Below are 21,697 nucleotides of genomic sequence, written 5' to 3'. Positions count from 1 at the left end.
GCGCGACCCCTGAAAAGCCGCCCTTTTTTCCGCTCAGCCGATCGCGCCGGTGGCTCGTCCCGCCGTGCGGAACATCTCGATGATGGTTTCGATCTGGTCGGCGCTGTGTTCGGCACAGACCGAGCAGCGGAGCAGATAGGTGCCGGCCGGGGTCGCGGGCGGGCGCGCCATGTTCACATAGAGCCCGCCTTCGAGGAGGGCCTGCCACATCGCGACCGCCTGGGTCTGATCTTCCAGGATCACCGCGACGATCGCCGATTCCGGCGTGGCGGTGCCGAGCCTGAAGCCCATCTCGGTCAGGCCGCCGTGCAGGCGCTTGCTGTTCTCCCAGAGATGGGCGCGCTTGTTATGGGCGTACATCAGCTTGCGGATCGAGGTCGCGGCGGTTGCTACGACCGAGGGCGGCAGCGAGGCGGTGAAGATATAGGGGCGGCTGACGAAGCGCATGATCTCGAACTTCGGATGGTTCGAGACACAGAAGCCGCCGACGGTGCCGACCGATTTGGAGAAGGTGCCGACAACGAAATCGACCTGATCCTCAAGCCCCTGGTCTTCATAGACGCCGCGGCCACGCGGGCCGAAAAAGCCCATCGAATGCGCCTCGTCGACCAGCACCATGGCGCCGTGCTTCTTGGCGACGGCGACCATCTCCTTCAGTGGCGCGACATCGCCCATCATCGAATAGACGCCTTCGAGCACCACCAGCTTGCCCGGTTCAGCCGGCAGGCGGCCGAGGCGCTTGTCGAGATCCTCGACCGAATTGTGGCGGAAGCGAACGACTTCGGCATTGCCCATCGCGCAGCCGTCATAGATCGACGCATGGCTGTCGGCGTCGAGGATGATATACTCGCCCTTGCCGGCGAGCGCCGAGATCATGCCGAGATTGGCCTGATAACCGGTCGAGAAGACGATCGCGCCGGTCGTGCCGTAAAATTCGCGCAGCGCGGCCTCGACATCGGCATGGTCGCGGAAGGTACCGTTGAACACCCGGCTGCCGTTGGTGCCGGAGCCATATTGGTCCAGCGCGTCCTTGCCGGCCTGGATGACGTCGGGATCGAACGTCATGCCCATATAATTGTAGGTGCCGAGCAGGATCGTCTCCTTGCCCTTGATCACGGCGATGGTCGGCGACTTCACCTCGTCCATCACGATCGCGAACGGATCGCGCACGCCGGTGTCGAGCAGCGCTTGGCGCTCGGCGATCAGCGGGTCGAACTTGGTGAACAGGTCGCGCTCCGGCGCGATCGTCGGCGGATCGATCGGCAGGGCGTCGGCGGTCTGGGCGGAATCTGTCATCGGTTCAGCCTTTCAGCTTCATCACCGCATCGACGAGCTGGCCGACCGTCTCGATCTCGGCCTGCATGTTCATCGTGATGATGATCTCGAACTCGTCCTCGATCGCGGCGACGAAATCCATCACGGTCAGGCTGTCCCACTCCAGGTCGCCCTGGAAGGTGGTCGCATCGCTGAGCGAGACGCCCTTCTTGTTGAAGGGTTCGATCAGGCCGGTGACGGTGTCGAAAACATGTGCGCGGTCGGTCATCGAATATCCTTAGGAAACGCTTCTCGCCCTGCCTAGCGATTGCGGCGAATGATTGGCAAATGCGCGACGTTCGGCGTCCGGATCATTGCAGTAACCGGCGGCGCAGATTGGTTCGGGTAGCGCCCGTCGTCAGTGAATCAGAGCAGCCCGTTCGACCGATACCATGCGGCGGTGGCGGTGAGGCCCCGGGGGGTCGGCACTTCGGCCCGCCACAAGGAAGGCGATGGCCGGCGAGCGGGGTCGATCGTCCAGTCGGGATGACAGAGATAGCCGACACGGTCGGCGGTGAGCTTTGCCTCGCTGCCGCGGAAGAGCCGGTCGCCCCTTGCCGCAAGCGATAATAATGCCCTGGGCAAGGCGAGAGGCAGCACGCGCTGGCCGACCGCCGCACCGATCGCGCGGGCGAAGGCATCATGGGTCCATCCACCCTCGACACCGTCGTCCGCCTCAAGGATGACCCGGCCCGGATCGGTCGAGACCAGGATGAGCAGCAAGCGGGCAAGGTCACCGACCTCGACCACCGAAATCTTGCCCGGCGGCGGCAGCAGGGCGAGGCCGATCTTTGCCAGGCGGAACATGTCGCGCATCTCCATGTCGCCGGGACCATAGACCCCGGTCGGGCGAACGATCGTCCAGTCAAGCGCCGACGCCTCGACGATCTGCTCGGCCCCTGCCTTCGACCACCCATAGTTCGACAGCTCCGGCTCGCGGGCGGCGAGCGAGGAAACATGGATGAAGCGCCGGGCACCTGCGTTAGTCGTCGCGTCGACCACGGCCTGGGTGCCGGTGATGTTGCCGGCGGCAAAGCCTTCGCGGTCCGGTGCGTTCACGACGCCGGCGACATGGACCACTGCATCGGCGCCGCGCACGAGACTGGTCAACGCGACCGGGGTGTCGAGCGCACCCGATATCCAGATGACGCCTGGCATGTCGGGCTGGGGACGGCGTGTGAGAGCACGGACCTCATGACCTGCCTTCACCGCCAGCTCGATCAGCTTCCTGCCGACGAAGCCGGTGCCGCCAGTGATCGCGATCTGGCTCACAGCAGCGCCATGTGGTTGCGATGGACCAGCGCGGCGCGGGGCGCATAGCCGAGGATCGCGGCGAGGGCGTCGCTGCGGCGGCCGATGATCTTCTCGGCGTCGGGCGTGTCGTATTCGGCAAGACCGCGCGCCACCGGTTTCCCGTCCGGGCCGCAGATCGCGACAAGGTCGCCGCGCCGGAACGTGCCGCTGACCCGGACAGCACCGGCGGCGAGAAGGCTCTTGCCGCCGAGCAATGCCTTCATCGCGCCCGCATCGATATGGATCTCGCCCTTGGCGGTCAGGCCACCCGCCAGCCATGCTTTCCGTGCGGGAGCGGTTTTTTCCGCGACGAATATGGTGCCGCGGCCGCTATCGGCGAAGGCGGAGAGAGGGTGCGGTATGTGCCCTGAAACGATGGCGAGGTGCGCACCGGCAGCCGTGGCGATCCGTGCGGCCGCGATCTTCGATACCATGCCGCCTGATCCCATGCCGGAACCGGAGCCGCCGTCCGCCATCGCCTCGATCGTCGCATCAATCCGTTCGACACGATCTATCATGGTCGCGCCGGGATTGGTGGTCGGGTTGGAATTGTACAGGCCGTCGACATCCGACAGGAGGATCACGCCCTGCGCGCCCGCTGCCTGGCCGACGCGGGCGGCGAGCCGGTCATTGTCGCCGAAACGGATCTCCTCGGTCGCGACACTGTCATTTTCGTTGATGACAGGCACGACACCGAGCGCCAGCAACCGGCTGAGCGTGGCGGCGGCGTTGAGATAGCGGCGGCGGTCCTCGAGGTCGTCGAGGGTGACGAGGATCTGCGCGGCCGTCAGCCCTTCGGCCCCGAGCAGTTCGGCCCAGACCTGGCTCAGCGCGATCTGGCCGGTGGCCGCCGCGGCCTGCGCGTCCTCAAGGCTGGCGCGACCGCCCTTGGGCAATTTCAGCCGGCGCGCGCCGAGCGCGATCGCACCGGATGAGACCACCGCAATCTCCTGGCCGGCCTTTACCCGTGCAGCGATGTCGGCGACGAGACTGGTCAGCCATTCCCGCCGGACCGTCCCGTCCGGCGCCACGAGCAGCGCTGAGCCGACCTTGGCGATCAGGCGAGGGCAGGAGGCGGGTGAGAAGGAGTGCGAGGCGCGGTTCATCGCCTATGCGCTTAGCGGCGGTTGCGCCGGCAATCCACCGGCACGTCACACGATCGACGGACGACCGGTATCGCTTCGATGGCGGCTTGGCATCGCCGCGAGCCGTGCCACGATTGCCTCGCGCGTCTCTTCGTCGCCGGCGCGAATCTCGCCCAGTTCAGCGGCTGTGAGCAGCACGACCGGCACGATGCGCACGGGCGAAAGCGGCATGTCCTCGATCAGGGTGGCGAAATCGGGCGTTGGCCCGCCGATCAAGATGCCGATCGCGTCGTCGGCGGTGACGAATCCCTCGGGCAGTTGATCCTTGATCGCATGGGACGAGGAAACGCCGGGCACCTCCATCGACAGCGTGCCATAATGCTCGAGCTGCCCTTCGATCCCGCCGGCGCCCGCGACCGTTCCGGCGACATTCTGAAGCAGTTCGATCATCCAGCTCCGCCCGAGCGGGGTCACGTCCCCCGGCGTTCCGGCGAAGTCAGCGGGCAGGTCGGCGCTTTCGACGAACAGTTCGAGATTGAAGCCGTTGGTGTCGCCGCCCTCATCGAACGGATCGGACAGGCCGTCGGTCGCGATCACGATCGACCCGTCGGCGCGGCGGATCACACGGTACGCCTGACGCGTGGTCGGCCATGCCGGACCGCCCGTCAGGCCCGGGCTGACGAGATGGGTGAGGACGTCACCTTCGACATCGCCAACCCCGGCCCAGAAATCGTCCCGTCGTGCGGCGGAGCGCTGCAGAATGTCGGGCTCGACTGACGCTTCGGGCTCGGCGGTCATTTCCGGTTCCGCTGTCTCCCCGGCATCCGCTGCCGCTTCGGGCTCCGTTACAGTCTCCGGCTCAACGGTCGCGTCTGGCTCCGTTAGATCTTCGGCGATCTCGTCAGGTGCGGCGGGCGCTTCGGGAATGAGCGGCGCCGGTTGCGATGGGGCAGGGCGGTGGCCGAACAGTTTTCGGATCAGATCGATAAGCGCCATGTCCACGTCTCCCGTTCGGTTTCAGGGGCGGATGCCCCGAATCGCTACGGTGTGATCGCGCGGATATGCTTCACAGTGGTGACCATTCGATCGGATCTTCCTTGCCGTCGTCCCGCACCGGCGCCGTTACGGCCGGGCCGATCACTTCAAGCAACCGGTCAAGCACCGCTTCGAGGCCGTCGCCGCCGGCGCCCGACATGGGAAGCACATCGGCCTTGCTGGCGCGCTTGAGCTTGGTGATCAGCTTCTTGGCGGCATCGGGCTCGATCGCGTCAACCTTGTTGAGGCCGATCACCTGGGGTTTGTCGATCAGGCCGGCACCATAGGCCTCGAGTTCACCGCGCACGATTCGGTAATTGCCGACCGGGTCCTCCTCGGTCGCATCGACCAGGTGGAGCAGCACCTTGCAGCGTTCGATATGGCCCAGGAAACGATCGCCGATGCCGGCGCCATCAGCCGCGCCTTCGATCAGGCCGGGGATATCGGCCACGACGAACTCGCGATTGTGGCGGCTGACCACGCCGAGCTGGGGGCGCACGGTGGTGAAGGGATAATCGCCGACCTTGGCCTTGGCGTTGGTGACCGCGTTGATGAAGGTCGACTTGCCGGCATTAGGGAGACCGACCAGCCCGGCATCGGCGAGCAGCTTCAGCCGCAGCCAGACCCACGCCTCTTCCGAGGGCCAGCCAGTGCCGTGCTGGCGCGGGGTGCGGTTGGTCGAGGTCTTGTAGCTGGCATTGCCGCGCCCGCCATCGCCGCCGCGCAGGAACACCTCGCGCTGCCCCGCCACGGTGAAGTCGGCGAGCACTTCTTCCTTATCCTCGGACAGGACCTGGGTCCCGACGGGAACCTTGATCACCAGATCATCGCCGCCCGCGCCCGTCATGTTCGAGCCCGAGCCACCATGGCCGCGCGGTGCGCGGAAATGCTGGGTGTAGCGGAAGTCGATCAGCGTGTTGAGACCGGCCACCGCCTCGAAGATGATGTCGCCGCCCTTGCCGCCATTGCCGCCGTTCGGGCCGCCATATTCGATGAACTTCTCGCGCCGGAAGGCGACGGCGCCGGGGCCGCCCGCGCCCGAGCGGACGAAGATCTTTGCTTGGTCAAGAAAATGCATGGCCGCTCTCTAGCGGAAATCGCAATTTTATCCAGCTTGAGCTGACATCAGGCGTCTGCGCCCCTGTGCGAGGCCATCAGCGCGTTGACGGCAAGCTCGCGCGCCTTCTCCCGCGGCAGGCCGAGCGCCTTGGCCATCGGCCCGCCAAGCAGGGCATCGCCAAGCGCGGTCAACACGAGTTGCAGCGTTTCCTCATGGATCGACGGGCCGTCATGCTTGTGCCCCTCCGACAATTCCTCGACGAGATTGTGGATCGCCTCGAGGATCGGGTCGAGCGCGTCCTGGTTGCCCGTCAGGATCATCCATGATGCCATCGCGCCCGCACCGCGTGCAAAGGCGTCGAACGTCATGTCGACCACCTCGCGCGGGTTCTGGTCGGTTTCGCGGGCACGCTTCGCCGCTGCGCCGATCTGGGCGGTGATTTTGTCCGCCAGATGCTTGATCAGCGCGCGCTGAAGATCGGCGGCCGAGCCGAAATGATGCAGCAGATTGGCATGGGTACGCCCGATCCGCGCGGCCACGGCCTTGAGCGTGACTGCCTGGGGGCCTTCCTCGACCAGCAGCGCTCGCGCCGCCTCGATCGCGGCCTCGCGTGATTCTTCCGGGCTGAGGCGTTTGCGAATTATTGACACGAGTGTAAGTAAGGCCTATTGACAGTCTTGTAAGTGATCCTGTTCCCACCCTGTTCGGAGGTTTTTGTGGCGAAAGCAACCACTCCCCGCGACCTGACCATCACGCCGCGCGATCGCCGGTTCGGTCGCGACACCGCGATGGGGCGTTGGTGGCTCAACAACGATCCCTATGCCACGGCGTTCTACAATGCGCTTTCAGTGACTTTTCCCAGGGGCGAGGCGTTTTTCGTCGAGAGCGTCCGCGCCTTTCGCGACGATACGCCGCCCAAGCTCGCCGGCGAGATCCAGGCGTTCATCAAGCAGGAGGTGATGCACACGCGCGAGCATGTGGCGTTCAACCGGCACGTCGTCGACCAGGGCTATGACATCACCCGGCTCGAGATGCGGGTTCAGAAGGGGCTCGACCTGACCAAGGGGCGGCCGCCGATCGCCAACCTGACCGCGACGATGGTGCTTGAGCATTTCACCGCGATCATCGCGCACGAACTGCTCGCCAATCCCCGCCACCTCGCGGGGGGCGAGGAGGAGTTCGCCAATCTGTGGCGCTGGCACGCGGCGGAGGAGATCGAGCACAAGGGCGTCGCCTATGACACCTGGCTGCATGCGACCAGGAACTGGACCGAATGGCAACGCTTCAAGGTGAAGGCGCTGGTGATGCTGCGCGTCACCGCCAATTTCACGAGCGGCCGTATCGCTGGCATGCTCGATCTGTTGCGGCAGGACGGGCTGAGCGGGCCGAAGGTCTGGGCGAAGATGTTCTGGTATGCGTTCGGGCGGCCCGGCATGGCGCGCAAGATCGCGGGACAGTGGCTCGCTTTCTTCCGGCCGAGCTTCCATCCGTGGAATCATGACGACCGCACGCTGATCGGCATGTACGAGAGCGAATATGAGGCGGCCGTATTGCCGCGCGAGGCTGTCGCGGCGTGAAGGGGAGGGCCGGCGAACCGGCCCTCCTTTCATTCGTGGTTACCAGGTCACGCCGACCCGGGCGTAGAGGTAACGGCCGTTGAAGCCGAACGGCGAGTAGTAGGGGAAGCCGACCAGGCCCGTGCTGTTGAGCGGCTGGTTGCGTGACGACAGCACCCGCACATAATCCGGATAGGTATCGAACAGATTGTTCGCGCCCACCGCAAGGTTGACGTTCCGGATCACCTGATAGCGAACCTCCAGGTCGAAGATCGTGTGGCGGCCGGTGTGGATGTCCTCCTCCGCGAAGCCAGTGCTGCCCGGCTGAGTGACGTCGCCATAATAGGAACCGCGCGCTGTCGCGCCGAGATTGCCGAGCGACCAGTCGACCGTGCCGACGACCTTGGTGCGCGGCGTGCCCTGTTCGAACGAGATGATCCGTTGCCGGCTGAAGATCGGCAGCACCGCGCTGGTCGGGGTCCCGTTGACCACGGCCGTGATCGTCGCCGCGCCGGGGGCCTGAGTCACCTCGATGTCGTTGAAATTGCCGGCGACTGTGAAATCGAAGGTCCCGATGCTCTCGGTCGCTTTCCGATAATGCGCGACCACGTCGATGCCCTTGGTCGTCGAGCGGATGCCGTTGAGGAAGAAGCGTCCAGCCGTCACGCCATAGGGCTGCAACAAGGCGGCGACCACGGTGCCGCTGAGATTCTCCGACAGGGCGATCTGATCGCGCACCTTGATTCGATAGGCGTCGACCGAGAGGTCGAACCCGCCCGAGCGCAACACGATGCCGGCCGAGAGGTTGGTGGCCTTTTCCGGCCGCAGCGGCTTGCCGCCCAGCGCGGTGCCGACGGCGCTGACCGACGGGAACAGACCGGTTTCGACGATCGTGCCGTTGGTCAGGACCGATGCGGTCGAGGTGAAATATTGCTGCTGCAGCGAAGGTGCGCGGAAGCCGGTTGAGGCAGTGCCGCGGACCGCGATCCAGGGCGCGAATTCATATCGTGCGCTGAGCTTGCCGTTTACCGTCTCGCCGAAGTCCGAATAGCTTTCGCCCCGGACTGCCGCGCCCAAAGTGAGCGCTTCGACTGGCTTGACCTCGATATCGAGATAGCCGGAGACGTTCGAACGGTGCACGTTGACGCGGTTCGACGGCTGGAAACCTGGGAAGCCCTGCGCACCCGAGCCAAGCGTGGGCGGTGCCGGAGGCCGCAGGCTCGGGTTGCGGTCATAGGATGCCGGCTCGCCGGCGCCGATCTGGAAACTTTCGCGGCGAACTTCCGCGCCCCCGGCGATATTGATCGTACCATCGCCCAGCGGCAGTTCCTTGGAGATGTCGAGGCCGCCGACGATCTGGTCGTACACCAGACTGCCGTCATAGAAGTCCCGTGCCGAGTTCGCGCCGTATGTCGCGTTGCCGGAATTGCGCGTGTAGAGCGTCAGCTTGTTCCGGCCGTAAGAGAGGTTCAGATCGACCTTCCAGCCGGATATTTCGCCACGCAGGCCTTCGGTGAGCGTCACATCCTCGGATTTGACGTTGATCAGCGGGGTGAAGCCGTCGGGATAGAGGGTGGCAAGGGCCGCCGCACTGAGATTGTTGTCAGTGCCGCCATTGATTCGCGGCGTCGCTGCGCTGGTGCTGTCGCGGTGCTGATAGCCGGCAAAGCCGTAAAGCTCCCAGCCGCTGTCGCCCAGGCCGTAACCGGCATTGGCATAGACGCTGTATTGCTTCACCTCCGGGTCGCCAAAACGCGAGCGAACCCGGATCGGCGTCTTGCGCGGATCGAAATCGCCGCGGCTGGTGGCGTCGCGGTTCAGATATTCGGCGGACAGTGTCAGGAAACCTTTCGGTCCCAGGGCCATGCCCTGCCAGCCGGCGACGGTAACGGTCTGTCCGTCATGCTCGTTGCGGTGGCCGCGGGCGGTCACCACATCGGTGATGTACTGACCATAGGTGACGGTCGCGCCGCCGCCGCTGCGTGCCTCGCGCAGGCGGAGGTTGACCACGCCGGCGATAGCGTCGGAACCATATTGTGCCGCCGCGCCGTCGCGCAGCACCTCGATCCGCTCAAGCGCGACTGACGGGATGGTGTTGAGATCGACGGCGGCCGATCCGCGTCCGACCGATCCATTGGTGTTGAGCAGTGCGGAGGTATGCGCGCGGACGCCGTTGATCAGCACCAGCGTCTGGTCTGGCGAGAGGCCGCGCAGCGTGGCGGGGCGGATCGAGTCGGTACCGTCGACGGCTGACGAGCGCGGGAAGTCGATGGATGGCACTACCGCCGAGAGTGCTGCACCGAGTTCGGTCGTGCCCTGGCGCTGCAGCGTGGCGTTGCTCAGCACGTCGATCGGCGAGGCGCTGTCGAAACGCGAGCGGCCGGCCGTGCGGGTGCCGGTGACGACGATATCGCCCTGATCCTCGTCGGATGCGGCGACCGGGGCGGCTTGCGGCGTCTCCTGTGCCGCGGCCATCGAGGCATGAGCGAGCACAAGGCTGGATACGGCAAATGCCAGGGCGGATCGCGTCTTCATTTCTGGAACCCCTTTTTATCTCGAGAATCCGCGACTTGCCCAAAGGTGCGCCACGGATCAGCGGGTTCCGATAATCCTCCTGTTCGATGGGATTTGATGCGAAGAAATCGTTTTCGCGGCTAAAGCCGGCGCAGCGACGCGGTTTCCCTCTCTCCCCGCAGGGGAGAGGGTTTTGTTCAGGCAGCCATCTTCACATCGCACATTCGGTCCTCGTCGAGGTCGAGTTCGAACACGGCGCAGGGCACCTCGGCGTCGCGGGCGCGGGAGTGGCGCGGCACGACGGCGCCGGTCGGGCGGAAGCCGAGCTTGGTCAGCACCCGGCCCGAGGCCGGGTTGTCAACGAAATGCCCGGCACGGACGTGCTTCACGCCAAGCGCGTGGTGCGCCATCTGGAGCACGGCGCGCCCGGCCTCGGTCGCATAGCCGCGGCCCCAGGCCGACGGCGTCAGCCAATAACCCAGTTCATAGGCGTCTTCCTGGAACCAGACCGCGACGGAGCCGACGATCCGCGGATAGTCCGCCTCATGGCTGAGGATGAGGAATCGCGCGTCATGCGCCTCTCGCGGGCTTGCCAGGAATTCCTCGGCATCGTCCACCGTATAGGGCCAGGGTGCGCGCGACAGCTTCGTCACGACCTCCTCATGGGCGATCGCGTGAGTCAGCGCCTGCGCATCTTCCGGCCAGCCGGGGCGCAGCGTCAATCTTGCAGTCCGAGCGAACATATTACTCTCCTCGTCGGTCGCATTGCCGCTCGCACGCCGGGATGACGGGAAGGCGACAATGGGTGGGGAGGGAGCATGAAAAAAGGGAGCCGGGGCGACCCGTCTCCCTTTTTCGGTTCTCTTGCGAAAACCCGGGTCGCCCAAGTGGGCAACCCGACCGGTTACCCGTTTTATTCGGCCGCGGCCGCCATAATCTCTACCGAGCAGAATTTACGGCCGAGCTTGCCTTCCTTGAACGACACGCGGCCGTCCACGAGGGCGAACAGGGTATGGTCCTTGCCCATGCCGACATTGGTGCCCGGATAGAATTTCGTGCCGCGCTGACGCACCAGGATGTTGCCCGGAACGACGGTTTCGCCACCAAACTTCTTCACGCCAAGACGACGGCCGGCCGAATCACGACCGTTGCGCGAGGAGCCGCCTGCTTTCTTATGTGCCATCTAAACTACTCCTTACGCCTGGGCGGCCGGGGCTTCAGCCTCGGCAGTCGCGGGGGCTGCATCGGCCTTCTTTGCCTTGGCCTTCTTCTCCTGAGCACCGATCGCGGTGATCTTCAGGATCGTGTGCTGCTGGCGATGGCCGTTCTTGCGGCGATAATTGTGGCGACGCTTCTTCTTGAAGATGATGACCTTGTCGGCCTTCGCCTGGGCGATGATCTCGGCCGAAACCGTCAGACCCTCGACCGACTGCAGCTCCGAGCCTTCGCCCGCCAGCAGAACGTCAGCGAGCGTGATCGACGCTCCTGCTTCACCATCGAGCTTCTCGACGACGATCTTGTCTCCAGCGGCAACGCGATACTGCTTGCCGCCCGTGCGCACCACTGCGAACATGGCCTCAATCACTTTCCAAATGCATGTGCCCGCGCAGGCATGCCCGGCGGGAGAAGGGGGGCAGCTAAGGGAGACAGGCGATTCTGTCAACGCCGAATTGCCCTTCCCGGTGACGGAAGGAGCCGAACCAGGCCAGTATTCGGCGCTTTCGGCCGTGGCGTCCGCGCTCGCGGTGTCATTGCGGGGGCGATTGGGCGATTGCGAGCGTGCGATACTGGACGAAGGAGATCACATTCCCGCCAGGATAGTGGGCGTGGGCTTGACGAGCTTTTGTGCAACGTCAACGCCTTTGTAGTCTGTCGTTAGCTCGGCGAAATTCGGTCCTTCCACGAATCGCGGGTACGGGCATCGGCCATCGCGCGACACGTAGCCATAAGAGGCCGGATTGCCCTGGAGAAATCAACCTCGAACCCAAGCTCTTCGCCGTATCAGGCCGTCGCTGCCGGGACGTCGCGCACGAACGGGATCGTCGTGATGCCGTCAGCCTGGGTAAGTGATGCTCTGCCCTTCGAGGCGGAAGGGACTCATCCAAGGCAGCCTTCCGGGAGACTGTCGCGAGATCAGGTTTCGTGTACGCCGCCTGCCGACCGACCGGCCGCGGTCCGGCACAGGCTCAGTGCTTGTGCTCGCGTCGCAACTGATACCGCCCGTCGGCGAAATCGGTGAACAGATCGGAGATCGCCGGGTGATCGATCGGTTCGTCGGTATCGTCGGCGATCAGGTTCTGCTGGCTGACATAGGCGACGTAGCTCGATTCCATATTCTCGGCGAGCAGGTGGTAGAAGGGCTGGTCCTTGCGCGGGCGGATATTCTCCGGGATCGCCTCATACCACTCCGCGCTGTTGGCGAAGATCGGGTCGACGTCGAAAATGACGCCGCGGAAATCGAACATGCGGTGGCGCACCACGTCACCAATCGCGAAGCGCGCATGGGAGACCGGCGGCAGGGGAATCGTCGCATCGAAGGGGTGAGCAGGGATATGGGCACGAGGCATGACGTCAATCTAAGGACTCTTTTGCGCCGCACAAGCAGATAGGCCGCGAACCGGTGCTTGTGCGATGTTTAGCTTTGCGTTAGAGGCGCGCGCTCTTCGACCGGCACCCTCGCTTTCACGGGCAGGGGGTTGCTTGCAAATACCTCTGCGGAGAGGTGCCAGAGTGGTCGATTGGGACGGTCTCGAAAACCGTTGTGCCCGCAAGGGTACCGTGGGTTCGAATCCCACCCTCTCCGCCATGGGGCCCTCCACAGGGGCCCGTTCCGAGCCGCGGATATCGAGTTTTCCCTCTGAAAACCGAATCTTAGCCGATCAGTTCGGCCGCGACCGTTCGTGCCCGCCCCAGCCTGTTTCGGCGAATCCGGTACTCGAGTGTGGTACTTCTGGTCGAAAAACATCGTACTTTTCGGGAAGAATCGACGTGTGCACCTACGCCGAAGCTGTGGAGCAGATCGTCTTGCGCGGACCATAGTTAGCGGGTGCATCGCGCCACTGCAGACTGGTCCTAATCCCACTGATGATCCGCTGATCGTCGACACGCGGCACATAGTGCGACAACGGGCAAGGCGGCTCTATCCACTGCATCTGCGCTTCCGAGGGCCAGATCAGATCACTCGCGACGGCGTCTCTTCACGCCGCAATTGAATCAAACTGCCTCCGATCCGACAAGCAATTGAGTAGGTCCCGAGCCTAGATCCCGCCGCGTCTGAAAACTGCCGGACGGCAGTCCTACCAGAGCCGGTCATAAAATATGGTGGTGGTGGACGTCAGGTCCCAGCAGCAGGCGCTCTTCGGGCTGGGCGCACCAGCATCTCGGCGATCCTATGCCGGGTGTCGCCACCGTGTAAGATCATGCGGCGTGGCGTGCAAGCGGCGCGCTCCACGCGCGGAATTCGGCCAGCGACCCCGAAACCTCCCGTTCGAGCCAGCGTACGAAGCTGCGGACCAGCGGACGGCGCGCCACGTCGGGCGTTGCATAATAGATGCTGTAATCGAGATCGAGCGGGATCGCCGGACCGGGCAGCGGCACCAACCGTTGCTCCTTGATGAAGCGGTCCGACAGCAGCGGGATGGCGAGCGCCATGCCAAGGCCGCTCGCCGCCGCCTCATAGACCAGATGGACAGTATCGAACGACATCACTGAATCGGCGCATCCGGCATCGAGCCCCATCGTATCGAACCAACGGTGCCAGCTATGTTCGGGCGTCTTTGCGGCAAGCAGCCGGTGTCCCTTCAATTCGGCGATCGAGCGCGGTGGCTCGCGTCCATTTGCCATTCGCGCGCCGGAAACGAGGACGGCGCTCAGGTCGACCAGCCGGTCGCGCGCGAAGCCGCATTCGGCGGCGCGCCCGCCCCAGATCGCGACGTCGGCGCTGCCCGAAGTCAGCGCCTGCGGATCGCGGCTGATCGACAGATCGAGCTCGATATCGTGCTCCTCCTGCAAGGCCGGCATGCGCGGGATCAACCAGCCGACCGCCAGCGAATGCGACGTGATGATGCGGAGCACCCGGCTCGTCGTCTGTTCGCGCAGGCCCGCGGTCGCGCGGCGGATCGCATCCATCGCCGGGGCTACTTCCGCGAAATAGCGCGCGCCCGCCTCGGTGAGCTGCACGGCTGGGCCGGAGCGATCGAATAGCGCGCTGCCGACGAAATTCTCCAGCAATTGGATACGCCGCGAAAAGGCCGAGGGGCTGAGCGCAATCTGGTCCGCCGCGGCACGAAACGATGGTGCGCGCGCCGCAGCGAGAAACGCCTCGGTGGCATCGAGCGGCGGGGCTTGGCGGCGCATGAGGGGTCTCCGGGTGTCAGTCGGGCACGCTAGCGCCGATTTGTGCAAGTTCCGGGACTCATGGCGTTGCGTGGCGTGCAAGGGCCGTTGCACCGCTTGTGATTGGGTGGGGGTGATTGCTCCGGCAAGGACGCGCGATGCAGATCGCGCTCATCTCCGACACCCATCTCACCCCTCTCGAGCCGGCCTTCGACGCCAATCTCCGGGCCGCGCGGCAATGGGTATCCGGCCACGCGATCGATCTCACCATTCATCTCGGCGACATCACCGCCGATGGTGCGGTGCGGCCGGACGAACTCGTTCATGCGGCGGCCCAACTCGGCGAGTGGCCGAGCGAGCTTCGCCTGATTCCCGGCAATCACGATATCGGCGACAATCCGGGCGAGACCGCCAAGACGTTGGTCAGCCCGCAGCGGCTCGATCGCTACGAGGCGGTATTCGGCTGGGGCTATTGGGTGGAGCAGGCTCAGGGCTGGACGCTGATCGGCCTGAACGCGCAATTGCTGGGGCGGTGCGACGCGGCTGAAGCTGAGCAGGAGAGGTGGCTCGACGCGTTGTTGCCCGCGATCACCGGGCCGGTCGGCCTGTTCCTGCACAAGCCGTTGTTCCGCGACGGCCCCTCGGACACTAGCCGCCATCACCGCTACGTGCCGGTAGAGGCGCGCGACGCCCTGTTGCGCCGGCTGGCGGCGATCGATCTGCGCTTCGTCGCATCGGGGCATACGCATCAGTCGCGCAAGCTTCATATCGACGGGATAGAGCATGTCTGGGTGCCCTCGACAGCGTTCGTCCTGTCCGACGCCGCACAGGAACGGATCGGCGACAAGGAAACCGCGATGCTGCTGCTGACACTGCAACCCGATGCCCACCATTTCACGCTGGTTCACCCTGCCGGGCTGGTCGAACACGATCTGATCGATCATGTGCACGTTTATCCCGATCAGGCGGCGGCGTTGCGCGCGCTGGACGGACAATGACGACCGCGTCCACGCGATCCGGCAAATATGGCTGGTTCGCGCTGGCCGTCCTGATCCTCGCCTATGTGCTGGCGTTCGTCGATCGTCAGTTGCTCAACCTGCTGGTCGAGCCAATCAAGCATGACCTGCACCTGAGTGATCTCCAGATCAGCCTCTTGCAGGGCTTGTCCTTCGCGCTGGTGTTGTCGATCAGTGGCCTGCCGGTCGGGCGACTGGTCGATCTCGGCGTACGGACGCGCATCCTGGGCGGGGCGGTGGCGGTTTGGAGCCTCGCCACCGCCGGGTGCGGGCTGGCGGGCGGCTATTTTCAGTTGCTACTAGCGCGCATGGGCGTCGGCATCGGCGAAGCGGCGATGACGCCCTCCGCCTATTCGCTGATCGGCGATTATTTCCCGCCGCGCCGACAGGGGATCGCCATCGGTTTTTACAGCCTCGGGCCGCATCTCGGCTCGGGGCTGGCGCTGGTGCTTGGGGCGTTGGCGATCCGGCATCTGCCGGACAGCGCGGTGCTGCCGTTGCTGGGCGCGGTGCGGGGATGGCAGATGGTCTTCCTGCTGTTGGGGTTGCCCGGCCTCGTCATCGCACTCTTAGTGGGGCTGCTCAGGGAGCCCGCGCGGAGCGGCGATACCGCATCCGCCCCGCCGCTTGCCGAGGTGCTGCGCTGGTTCAAGGCGCGTGCCGCGCCGGTCGCGCTCGTCAATCTCGCGGTGGCGACCGCCGCGATCGCGACCTACGGCCTTTCGGCCTGGGCACCGACCTTCTTCCACCGCAGCTTCGGCATGACGGCGGCCGAGATCGGCGGACGGCTCGGGCTGGTGACGATGCTGGCGGGCTCGGCGGGCACGTTCAGTGCAGGGCTCATCGGCGACTGGCTGGTCCGCGCTGGCCGCGAGGACGGGCGTCTGCGTGTGATGGCGGGAGCGGGGGCGCTGGCCGTTCCTTTCGTGTTCGCCGCGCCGCTGATGCCGAGCGCGGGCTGGAGCCTCGCGCTGCTGGTGCCTGCCGTCTATTTCCTGACGGTGGTGATCGGATCGGGGCCGGCGACGCTCCAGTTGCTCACCCCGCCGCGTCTGCGGGGCATGCAACATGCGGTCGCGGTGCTGGTCGTCAATCTCATCGGGCTCGGCCTCGGGCCGACGCTGGTCGCCTTCGTCACCGATACGGTCCTGCGCGACGAGGCGCGGCTCGGCCTGGCGCTGGCGATCACGCTGCCGATCGCGCTCTTGGTCTCGATGCTGTGCGCGCTGGCGGCGATGCGGCCGCTTCGCCGGGCGCTCGCAGCGGGCGTTGCGTAACGCACAACATGGCTGCGAAGCTGTGCGTTATTCGTCGCGCCGCGCTCTCGCTATGGCCCGCCCCACAAGTTTTGAAGGGGTTGATCGATGCGTTCGCTGCCAATGTTCATTTGCGCCGGTATTGCAGCCGCCAGTCCCGCCGCCGCCCAGCAGACCAGCGACGGCACCGGCACGCCCGATGACATCGTCATCGTCGGAACCCGTGCCAGCGGCCGCTCACCCGAAACTTCGCCCGCGCCGGTCGACGTCTATAGCGGCGCGGATCTCACCCGGCGCGGACTGACCGATCTGCCGCGCGCGCTTCAGTTCATCGCGCCGTCGTTCAACTATCCGCGCAGCGCCACCGGCCCGTCCGCCGCCAATACCCGTGCGGCGTCGCTGCGCGGCCTGTCGCCCGACGAGGTGCTGGTGCTCGTCAACGGCAAGCGCTGGCACAGTTCGTCAGTGGTCAATTTCAACAACGTGATCGGTCGCGGCTCGGTCCCGGTCGATCTCGGCACCATCCCGGTCGCCGCGATCGAGCGGATCGAAGTGCTGCGCGACGGGGCCGCGGCGCAATATGGCTCGGACGCGATCGCCGGGGTCATCAACATCGTGCTGAAATCGGGGGATCATGGCGGGATGGTCTCGGTCCAGTCGGGCCTGTCCAGCGCGGGCGATGGTGCGTTCCATGTCGGCACGGTCAATACGGGGCTGCGGCTTGGCGAGCGTGGCAGTCTCAACCTCACCGCAGAGGTGCGTTCGCATGCCCCCACCAACCGAGTCGCGATCGACAGCCGCTATGGGCGGATCACCGGTGAGCAGGGCGACCCCGACTCGCTGGATATCAGCACCGCATTCAACGGCCGCTACGATCTTGGCGGTGCGGAGCTTTATGCCGATGCGATCTACTCACATCGTGGCTCGACCAGCCCCGCGCAGTTCCGCGCGCCCGGTATCTCGGTGCTCTATCCAAATGGGTTCGTGCCGCACATCGTGCTCAACCAGGACGATGCCGGTGGCACCGTCGGCATTCGGGGCAGGGCAGGCGGGTTCACCTGGGATCTGAGCGACACGGTCGGCTATAACGATGCGCAGTTTGTCGCGAAGGACACCGCCAACACCTCGCTCGGGGCAACCAGCCCGACACGCTTCGACGCAGGCGGTTCCAGCTATTTCCAGAACGTCGCCAATTTTACGGTCAGCACGAAGCTCGCCTTGCTGGCCGGTGGCAACATCGCCGTCGGCGTCGAGCATCGCCACGAACATTATGACATCCGCTCGGGCGAGGCGGCATCCTTCACCGGTGCGGGCGCGCAGGGGTTTCCGGGCTACAATCCGCCGAGTCCGGTGCATCTCGGCCGCAATGCGGTCAGCGCGTTCGTCGATGCCGAGATGAAGCCGGTATCGATTCTGACGCTGGGCGGCGCGGTCCGCTACGAACACTACAGCGATTTCGGCAGCGCGGTGACCGGCAAGGTGAGCGCTTTCCTGAAACCGGCGTCGTTCGTCGCCTTGCGCGCGACCGCCTCGACCGGCTTTCGCGCGCCCTCGCTCCAGCAGACGGGATTCAGCACCGTTTCCAGCCAGTCCAGCGGCGGCGTGCTCGTCAACATCGGCACCTTTGCCGTTGGTGATCCGGTCGCCCGGGCGCTCGGCGCTCAGCCGCTGCGCCGCGAGAGGTCGCGCAATCTCAGTGGCGGCGTGGTGCTGACACCGGGTGGCGGTTTCACGCTCACGGCGGATGCCTTCCATATCGAGATTGCCGACCGCATCGCGCTCAGCGACACGTTGAGTGGTGCTGCCGTCACCGCGGTGCTGAAGGCCGCCAACATAACCAACGCCAGCCAGGTGCGCTTCTTCACCAATGCACTCGATACCACCACCAACGGCTTCGAGATCGTGGGCCGGTGGGGCGGGCGCGTCGGCGATGCGAAGCTCGATCTCGGCGTCGGCTATGGCAAGGCCAGGACCCATGTCGACAAACTGGCGACGAATGCGACTGTGCCGGCGTTGCCGTTAATGGGCACGATGGCGCTCGATCTTCTGACGACGGCGCAGCCCCAGGACAAGATCACGGCATCTGGCAGCGTGGCGCTGGGTGCCTTCACGCTCAACGCGGATGTCGTGCGCTTCGGCAGCTTCAAGGCGGTCTCACTGGTTGCCGAGCAGGTCTTCGCGCCCGTCACCACGCTTGATCTCAGCGGCACGTTCCGGGTGGCGCCAGGCTTTGCCATGACATTTGGCGTGCTGAATCTCGGCAATGCCTATCCCGACAAGATCATCGATCGGGCGCTCAGCCAGGGCGGCAGTCTGCAATATCCGGAAGTCGGAGGGCTCGGCACCAATGGCCGCGAATATTATGCCCGTGTGACGATGTCGTTCTAAGCCGCAATCAACGAGGCGGGTCAGCCGCCCCGGTCGCGATGTACCGAATCAACGAGATGCCCATCCGCGCGATCATTTCGATCGCGTACCCTCCACCATGGGCATTAGGGGCGAAATGGCGCCTTCCGCATATTCCCTCTGGATCAGGGCGCTTACCTCGTAGACGTGGCGGATCAGATCGGCGCCGGGCTCGGGATCGACCAGCGCCGATGAGAGCACCAGCCCTATGGTCGCGGCTATTCCACCGTCGCTGTCGAAAATAGGGGCAGCGATTCCGCCAAGACCGTTGCCGCGTGCGTCAGCCTCGAAATCGACGCCGAAGCGGGCGAGATTGACGCGTACCCGCTCGGAATCGACCGGCTGCCGTTCGAAATAGGCGGTCAATCGTGCCGCCGGGGATTTCGGCAGTTCGAGGAGCGTACCAGGCTGGATGACGACGCCCGGTTCGAACTCGTTCGGCACCGCCGTCACCACCATGGCGCCGGAGCGTGCCGGCAGCGTCTGCACGGCGGTGTGTCCGGTGCGGTCGCGCAACACGCGCAGGAACGGGCGTGCGAGTTCCACGATATTGCTGCGATAGATTGCCGCGCGACCGAATTTGAGCAGCTTGCGCCCGAAGACATAGCCGCCGCCATGGGGTGTCTTGTCGACCAGTCCCAACAGGGTGAGCGTCTGCAAATGCCGTGACACGCGTGTTTTGGTCATGCCGAGATCGCGGGCCAGATCGGTAACGCGAACCGGGCCGAAAGAATCCGTCAGGCAGTCGAGAATGCGGACCGTGACTTCAACGCTTTTGACCGCAGCTGGCCGTAGATCCAAACTCTCTGTCATCCCCACCCGATCTCGTTTGCAACTCTCCCCCTCGCGATAGCATGCACCGCACAGGGGGAGAAGCGAGCCGCTTCAGCTGACCGCCGAGATCGCCTGCGCGACATGGCTGACGTTCCCAGACGTCAGCCCCGCAAGGTTGGCGCGGCTGGAGCCGCTGATGTGGACGTGCCAGTCCTCGCGCAGCCGGCGCACGGCGTCGCTCGAAATACCGAGCATCGCGAACATGCCATGCTGGTTGGCGAGGAAGGAATAGTCGCGCCGGTTGTTGCCCGACAGCAGCCTTACCAGTTCGGCCCGCATGTCGCGGATGCGGTTGCGCATCGCCGACAGTTCCTCCTCCCACGCCGCGCGCAGCGGTGCGTCTCCGAGGATATGAGCGACGATCGCCGCGCCATGATCGGGCGGCATCGAATAATTGGTGCGCACGACGGGCAGCAGGTTGCCGAGCGCGGTATCAGCCTGCCGTGCATTGGCGCCGACCAATGTCAGCGCGCCGGTGCGTTCGCGATAGAGCGCGAAATTCTTGGAGCAGGAACTGGCGACGATCAGTTCGGGCAGCCGTTCGGCGAGGATCGCAAGGCCCTGACGGTCTTCCTCAAGCCCTTCCGCGAAGCCGAGATAGGCAAGATCAACCAGCGGCGTCGCACCCGATCGGGCGATAAGGTCGGCGATCTCGGCCCATTGCGCGGCGCTCGGGTCCGCGCCGGACGGATTGTGGCAGCAGCCGTGGAGCAGCACCGTGTCGCCGGGGCGCAGATCGGCCAGCGCGCTCATCATCGCGTCGAAGCGCAACGTGCCGGTCGGGATGTCGTAGTAGGGGTAATTGACGATCTCGAACCCGACGACGCCGAAGATCGCCGGATGGTTCGCCCAGGTGGGATCGGGCAGGAAGATGCGCTGGCCGGTGCCGAACTTGCGGATGAAGTCAGCCGCGACGCGCAACGCGCCGGTGCCCCCCACCGTCTGGATCGAGCGAGCGCGCGAATGCGCGTCGGAGCCTTCACGGAACAGCAGCCCGCGTGTCCGGTCATTATATTCGGGGTTCCCGGCGGAGGAAAGGTAGCGCTTGGTCGCCTGATTCTCGATCAGCCAGCTTTCCGCCGCCTTGACGGTCGGCAGGACGATCACCTCGCCATTCTCGTCCTTGTAGATGCCGATGCCCAGATCGACCTTGTCGGGGCTCGGGTCACTGGCAAAGGCCTGAGCCATGCCCAGGATCGGATCGATCGGCGCGTCGGGTAATTCGGCAAACATTTCGGCCCTCGCTTTTTTGGTATCGTAATTCGATACATTGGAACGTATTGCGATACAACATGCGCGCCGAACCGCCGATGCGGCACAATCGACGCGTATGGTTTCAGTATTGAATGCCGGTAAGTGCCAGCCGCTCCGCCCCGGCGCGCTCGCGTTCCAGCGCCCGCTGGAGTGGCGCAAGCCGGCGCACGCGCGCGGCATGATCGACGATCGCCGGATAGTCCGACAGCGGGAAGCCGCCCTTCTCCGCGACGTTGCACAACCAGAACAGATAGACGTCGACGATCGACCAGCGATCTCCATACCACCAGCGGCCATCCACGCCTTCGGCGATGAGCGTGCATTCGGCGGCGAACTTGCGCATCCCGTCAGCCATCACGTCGGCCGGATCACCGGTGGTATATTTGTCCGGCGCACGAATCTGGCGCATCGCCGGGTGCAGCGTGGAGGAACACCAGAGCAGATCGGTCAACGGTGCGATATCAGTGACGGGATCGGTGCTGCGCGGCAGCAATCCGGCCTGTGGGAACTGGCGATCGAGAAAGACGAGGATCGCGGCGTTTTCGGTCATGATCCGGCCGTCGATCGCCAGCGCCGGTACCTTGCCCTTGGGATTGACTCGACGATAGTCGGGCGTTTTCTGCTCGTCCGTTCGGACATTCACCAGTCGGTCGCGATAGGGGGCGCCGGTTGCCTCAAGCGCGGTCATCGTGACGCGCGAGCAGGCGCCCGGAAAGAAATAGAGCGTCAGGTCCATGAT

At 65.0% G+C, this 21,697-nt stretch carries 20 protein-coding genes and 1 tRNA gene; 5 read left to right on the top strand and 16 right to left on the bottom strand.

The genetic code is table 11. The annotated features are described in order from the left end of the window. Positions 1–33: 33 nt before the first annotated feature. The 7 genes from P0Y59_09515 to P0Y59_09485 form a co-directional block, all read right to left on the bottom strand. The gene (locus P0Y59_09515; GenBank protein ID WEK01893.1) at positions 34–1,296 is read right to left on the bottom strand and encodes an aminotransferase class I/II-fold pyridoxal phosphate-dependent enzyme; all 1,263 of its coding nucleotides are present in this window, start codon (positions 1,294–1,296) and stop codon (positions 34–36) included. A gap of 4 nt (positions 1,297–1,300) precedes the next feature. Continuing rightward, the gene (locus P0Y59_09510; protein WEK01892.1) at positions 1,301–1,543 is read right to left on the bottom strand and encodes an acyl carrier protein; all 243 of its coding nucleotides are present in this window, start codon (positions 1,541–1,543) and stop codon (positions 1,301–1,303) included. Between the two features lie 137 nt (positions 1,544–1,680). Then, entirely contained in the window at positions 1,681–2,586 is a 906-nt protein-coding gene (locus P0Y59_09505) for an NAD(P)H-binding protein (GenBank protein ID WEK01891.1), read from the bottom strand. Next, entirely contained in the window at positions 2,583–3,713 is a 1,131-nt protein-coding gene (gene proB, locus P0Y59_09500; GenBank protein ID WEK01890.1) for a glutamate 5-kinase, read from the bottom strand. The genes P0Y59_09505 and proB overlap by 4 nt, the downstream gene beginning before the upstream one ends. A gap of 45 nt (positions 3,714–3,758) precedes the next feature. Further along, positions 3,759–4,688 carry a hypothetical protein gene (locus P0Y59_09495; GenBank protein WEK01889.1) on the bottom strand — a complete coding sequence of 310 codons (930 nt, stop codon included), beginning with the start codon at positions 4,686–4,688 and terminating at the stop codon, positions 3,759–3,761. Positions 4,689–4,758: 70 nt separating this feature from the next. Further along, on the bottom strand, positions 4,759–5,805 hold the full coding sequence (gene obgE, locus P0Y59_09490; protein WEK01888.1) for a GTPase ObgE: 1,047 nt from the start codon (positions 5,803–5,805) through the stop codon (positions 4,759–4,761). A 47-nt stretch (positions 5,806–5,852) separates the two neighbouring features. Then, the gene (locus P0Y59_09485) at positions 5,853–6,437 is read right to left on the bottom strand and encodes a TetR family transcriptional regulator (GenBank protein ID WEK01887.1); all 585 of its coding nucleotides are present in this window, start codon (positions 6,435–6,437) and stop codon (positions 5,853–5,855) included. A 66-nt stretch (positions 6,438–6,503) separates the two neighbouring features. On the opposite strand from P0Y59_09485, the gene P0Y59_09480 reads away from it, so the two are divergent. Continuing rightward, a complete protein-coding gene (locus P0Y59_09480; protein WEK01886.1) occupies positions 6,504–7,364 on the top strand; it encodes a metal-dependent hydrolase in 861 nt (286 codons plus the stop codon). Between the two features lie 39 nt (positions 7,365–7,403). Here the strand turns inward: P0Y59_09480 and P0Y59_09475 are convergent, their stop codons facing one another. The 5 genes from P0Y59_09475 to hspQ form a co-directional block, all read right to left on the bottom strand. Further along, a complete protein-coding gene (locus P0Y59_09475; GenBank protein ID WEK01885.1) occupies positions 7,404–9,878 on the bottom strand; it encodes a TonB-dependent receptor in 2,475 nt (824 codons plus the stop codon). A gap of 176 nt (positions 9,879–10,054) precedes the next feature. Continuing rightward, the gene (locus P0Y59_09470; protein ID WEK01884.1) at positions 10,055–10,600 is read right to left on the bottom strand and encodes a GNAT family N-acetyltransferase; all 546 of its coding nucleotides are present in this window, start codon (positions 10,598–10,600) and stop codon (positions 10,055–10,057) included. Between the two features lie 170 nt (positions 10,601–10,770). After that, a complete protein-coding gene (gene rpmA / locus P0Y59_09465) occupies positions 10,771–11,040 on the bottom strand; it encodes a 50S ribosomal protein L27 (protein WEK01883.1) in 270 nt (89 codons plus the stop codon). A 12-nt stretch (positions 11,041–11,052) separates the two neighbouring features. After that, positions 11,053–11,430, bottom strand: coding sequence for a 50S ribosomal protein L21 (rplU, locus tag P0Y59_09460; GenBank protein ID WEK01882.1), 378 nt, complete (start codon positions 11,428–11,430; stop codon positions 11,053–11,055). A gap of 613 nt (positions 11,431–12,043) precedes the next feature. Continuing rightward, on the bottom strand, positions 12,044–12,424 hold the full coding sequence (gene hspQ, locus P0Y59_09455; protein ID WEK01881.1) for a heat shock protein HspQ: 381 nt from the start codon (positions 12,422–12,424) through the stop codon (positions 12,044–12,046). A gap of 149 nt (positions 12,425–12,573) precedes the next feature. Between hspQ and P0Y59_09450 the strand changes: the two genes are divergently transcribed. After that, positions 12,574–12,663, top strand: a tRNA-Ser gene (locus P0Y59_09450). Between the two features lie 611 nt (positions 12,664–13,274). Here the strand turns inward: P0Y59_09450 and P0Y59_09445 are convergent. After that, on the bottom strand, positions 13,275–14,213 hold the full coding sequence (locus P0Y59_09445) for a LysR substrate-binding domain-containing protein (protein ID WEK01880.1): 939 nt from the start codon (positions 14,211–14,213) through the stop codon (positions 13,275–13,277). A 137-nt stretch (positions 14,214–14,350) separates the two neighbouring features. Between P0Y59_09445 and P0Y59_09440 the strand changes: the two genes are divergently transcribed. From P0Y59_09440 to P0Y59_09430, 3 genes are all read left to right on the top strand, one after another. Beyond that, positions 14,351–15,190, top strand: coding sequence for a metallophosphoesterase (locus tag P0Y59_09440; GenBank protein WEK01879.1), 840 nt, complete (start codon positions 14,351–14,353; stop codon positions 15,188–15,190). Continuing rightward, the gene (locus tag P0Y59_09435; protein WEK01878.1) at positions 15,187–16,485 is read left to right on the top strand and encodes an MFS transporter; all 1,299 of its coding nucleotides are present in this window, start codon (positions 15,187–15,189) and stop codon (positions 16,483–16,485) included. The genes P0Y59_09440 and P0Y59_09435 overlap by 4 nt, the downstream gene beginning before the upstream one ends. A gap of 87 nt (positions 16,486–16,572) precedes the next feature. Beyond that, positions 16,573–18,852, top strand: coding sequence for a TonB-dependent receptor (locus P0Y59_09430; GenBank protein WEK01877.1), 2,280 nt, complete (start codon positions 16,573–16,575; stop codon positions 18,850–18,852). A 72-nt stretch (positions 18,853–18,924) separates the two neighbouring features. Here the strand turns inward: P0Y59_09430 and P0Y59_09425 are convergent, their stop codons facing one another. The 3 genes from P0Y59_09425 to P0Y59_09415 form a co-directional block, all read right to left on the bottom strand. Further along, positions 18,925–19,683: a helix-turn-helix domain-containing protein gene (locus P0Y59_09425; GenBank protein WEK01876.1), complete on the bottom strand. Its 759-nt coding sequence runs from the start codon at positions 19,681–19,683 to the stop codon at positions 18,925–18,927. 72 nt (positions 19,684–19,755) lie between these two features. Beyond that, the gene (locus tag P0Y59_09420) at positions 19,756–20,937 is read right to left on the bottom strand and encodes an aspartate/tyrosine/aromatic aminotransferase (protein ID WEK01875.1); all 1,182 of its coding nucleotides are present in this window, start codon (positions 20,935–20,937) and stop codon (positions 19,756–19,758) included. Between the two features lie 103 nt (positions 20,938–21,040). Further along, entirely contained in the window at positions 21,041–21,694 is a 654-nt protein-coding gene (locus tag P0Y59_09415) for a glutathione S-transferase family protein (GenBank protein ID WEK01874.1), read from the bottom strand. Between the last annotated feature and the right edge of the window lie 3 nt (positions 21,695–21,697).

The sequence above is a fragment of the Candidatus Sphingomonas phytovorans genome, from assembly GCA_029202385.1.
Lineage (GTDB): Bacteria > Pseudomonadota > Alphaproteobacteria > Sphingomonadales > Sphingomonadaceae > Sphingomonas > Sphingomonas phytovorans.
This window is presented reverse-complemented; position numbering and strand designations above follow the sequence as displayed.

Excerpts from the sequence above, each read along its gene's own strand:
- P0Y59_09515 (WEK01893.1), bottom strand. The coding sequence starts at position 1,296 with ATGACAGATTCCGCCCAGACCGCCGACGCCCTGCCGATCGATCCGCCG.
- P0Y59_09510 (WEK01892.1), bottom strand. The coding sequence starts at position 1,543 with ATGACCGACCGCGCACATGTTTTCGACACCGTCACCGGCCTGATCGAA.
- proB (WEK01890.1), bottom strand. The coding sequence starts at position 3,713 with ATGAACCGCGCCTCGCACTCCTTCTCACCCGCCTCCTGCCCTCGCCTG.
- P0Y59_09495 (WEK01889.1), bottom strand. The coding sequence starts at position 4,688 with ATGGCGCTTATCGATCTGATCCGAAAACTGTTCGGCCACCGCCCTGCC.
- obgE (WEK01888.1), bottom strand. The coding sequence starts at position 5,805 with ATGCATTTTCTTGACCAAGCAAAGATCTTCGTCCGCTCGGGCGCGGGC.
- P0Y59_09475 (WEK01885.1), bottom strand. The coding sequence starts at position 9,878 with ATGAAGACGCGATCCGCCCTGGCATTTGCCGTATCCAGCCTTGTGCTC.
- P0Y59_09470 (WEK01884.1), bottom strand. The coding sequence starts at position 10,600 with ATGTTCGCTCGGACTGCAAGATTGACGCTGCGCCCCGGCTGGCCGGAA.
- rpmA (WEK01883.1), bottom strand. The coding sequence starts at position 11,040 with ATGGCACATAAGAAAGCAGGCGGCTCCTCGCGCAACGGTCGTGATTCG.
- rplU (WEK01882.1), bottom strand. The coding sequence starts at position 11,430 with ATGTTCGCAGTGGTGCGCACGGGCGGCAAGCAGTATCGCGTTGCCGCT.
- hspQ (WEK01881.1), bottom strand. The coding sequence starts at position 12,424 with ATGCCTCGTGCCCATATCCCTGCTCACCCCTTCGATGCGACGATTCCC.
- P0Y59_09445 (WEK01880.1), bottom strand. The coding sequence starts at position 14,213 with ATGCGCCGCCAAGCCCCGCCGCTCGATGCCACCGAGGCGTTTCTCGCT.
- P0Y59_09440 (WEK01879.1), top strand. The coding sequence starts at position 14,351 with ATGCAGATCGCGCTCATCTCCGACACCCATCTCACCCCTCTCGAGCCG.
- P0Y59_09435 (WEK01878.1), top strand. The coding sequence starts at position 15,187 with ATGACGACCGCGTCCACGCGATCCGGCAAATATGGCTGGTTCGCGCTG.
- P0Y59_09430 (WEK01877.1), top strand. The coding sequence starts at position 16,573 with ATGCGTTCGCTGCCAATGTTCATTTGCGCCGGTATTGCAGCCGCCAGT.
- P0Y59_09425 (WEK01876.1), bottom strand. The coding sequence starts at position 19,683 with ATGACAGAGAGTTTGGATCTACGGCCAGCTGCGGTCAAAAGCGTTGAA.
- P0Y59_09420 (WEK01875.1), bottom strand. The coding sequence starts at position 20,937 with ATGTTTGCCGAATTACCCGACGCGCCGATCGATCCGATCCTGGGCATG.
- P0Y59_09415 (WEK01874.1), bottom strand. The coding sequence starts at position 21,694 with ATGGACCTGACGCTCTATTTCTTTCCGGGCGCCTGCTCGCGCGTCACG.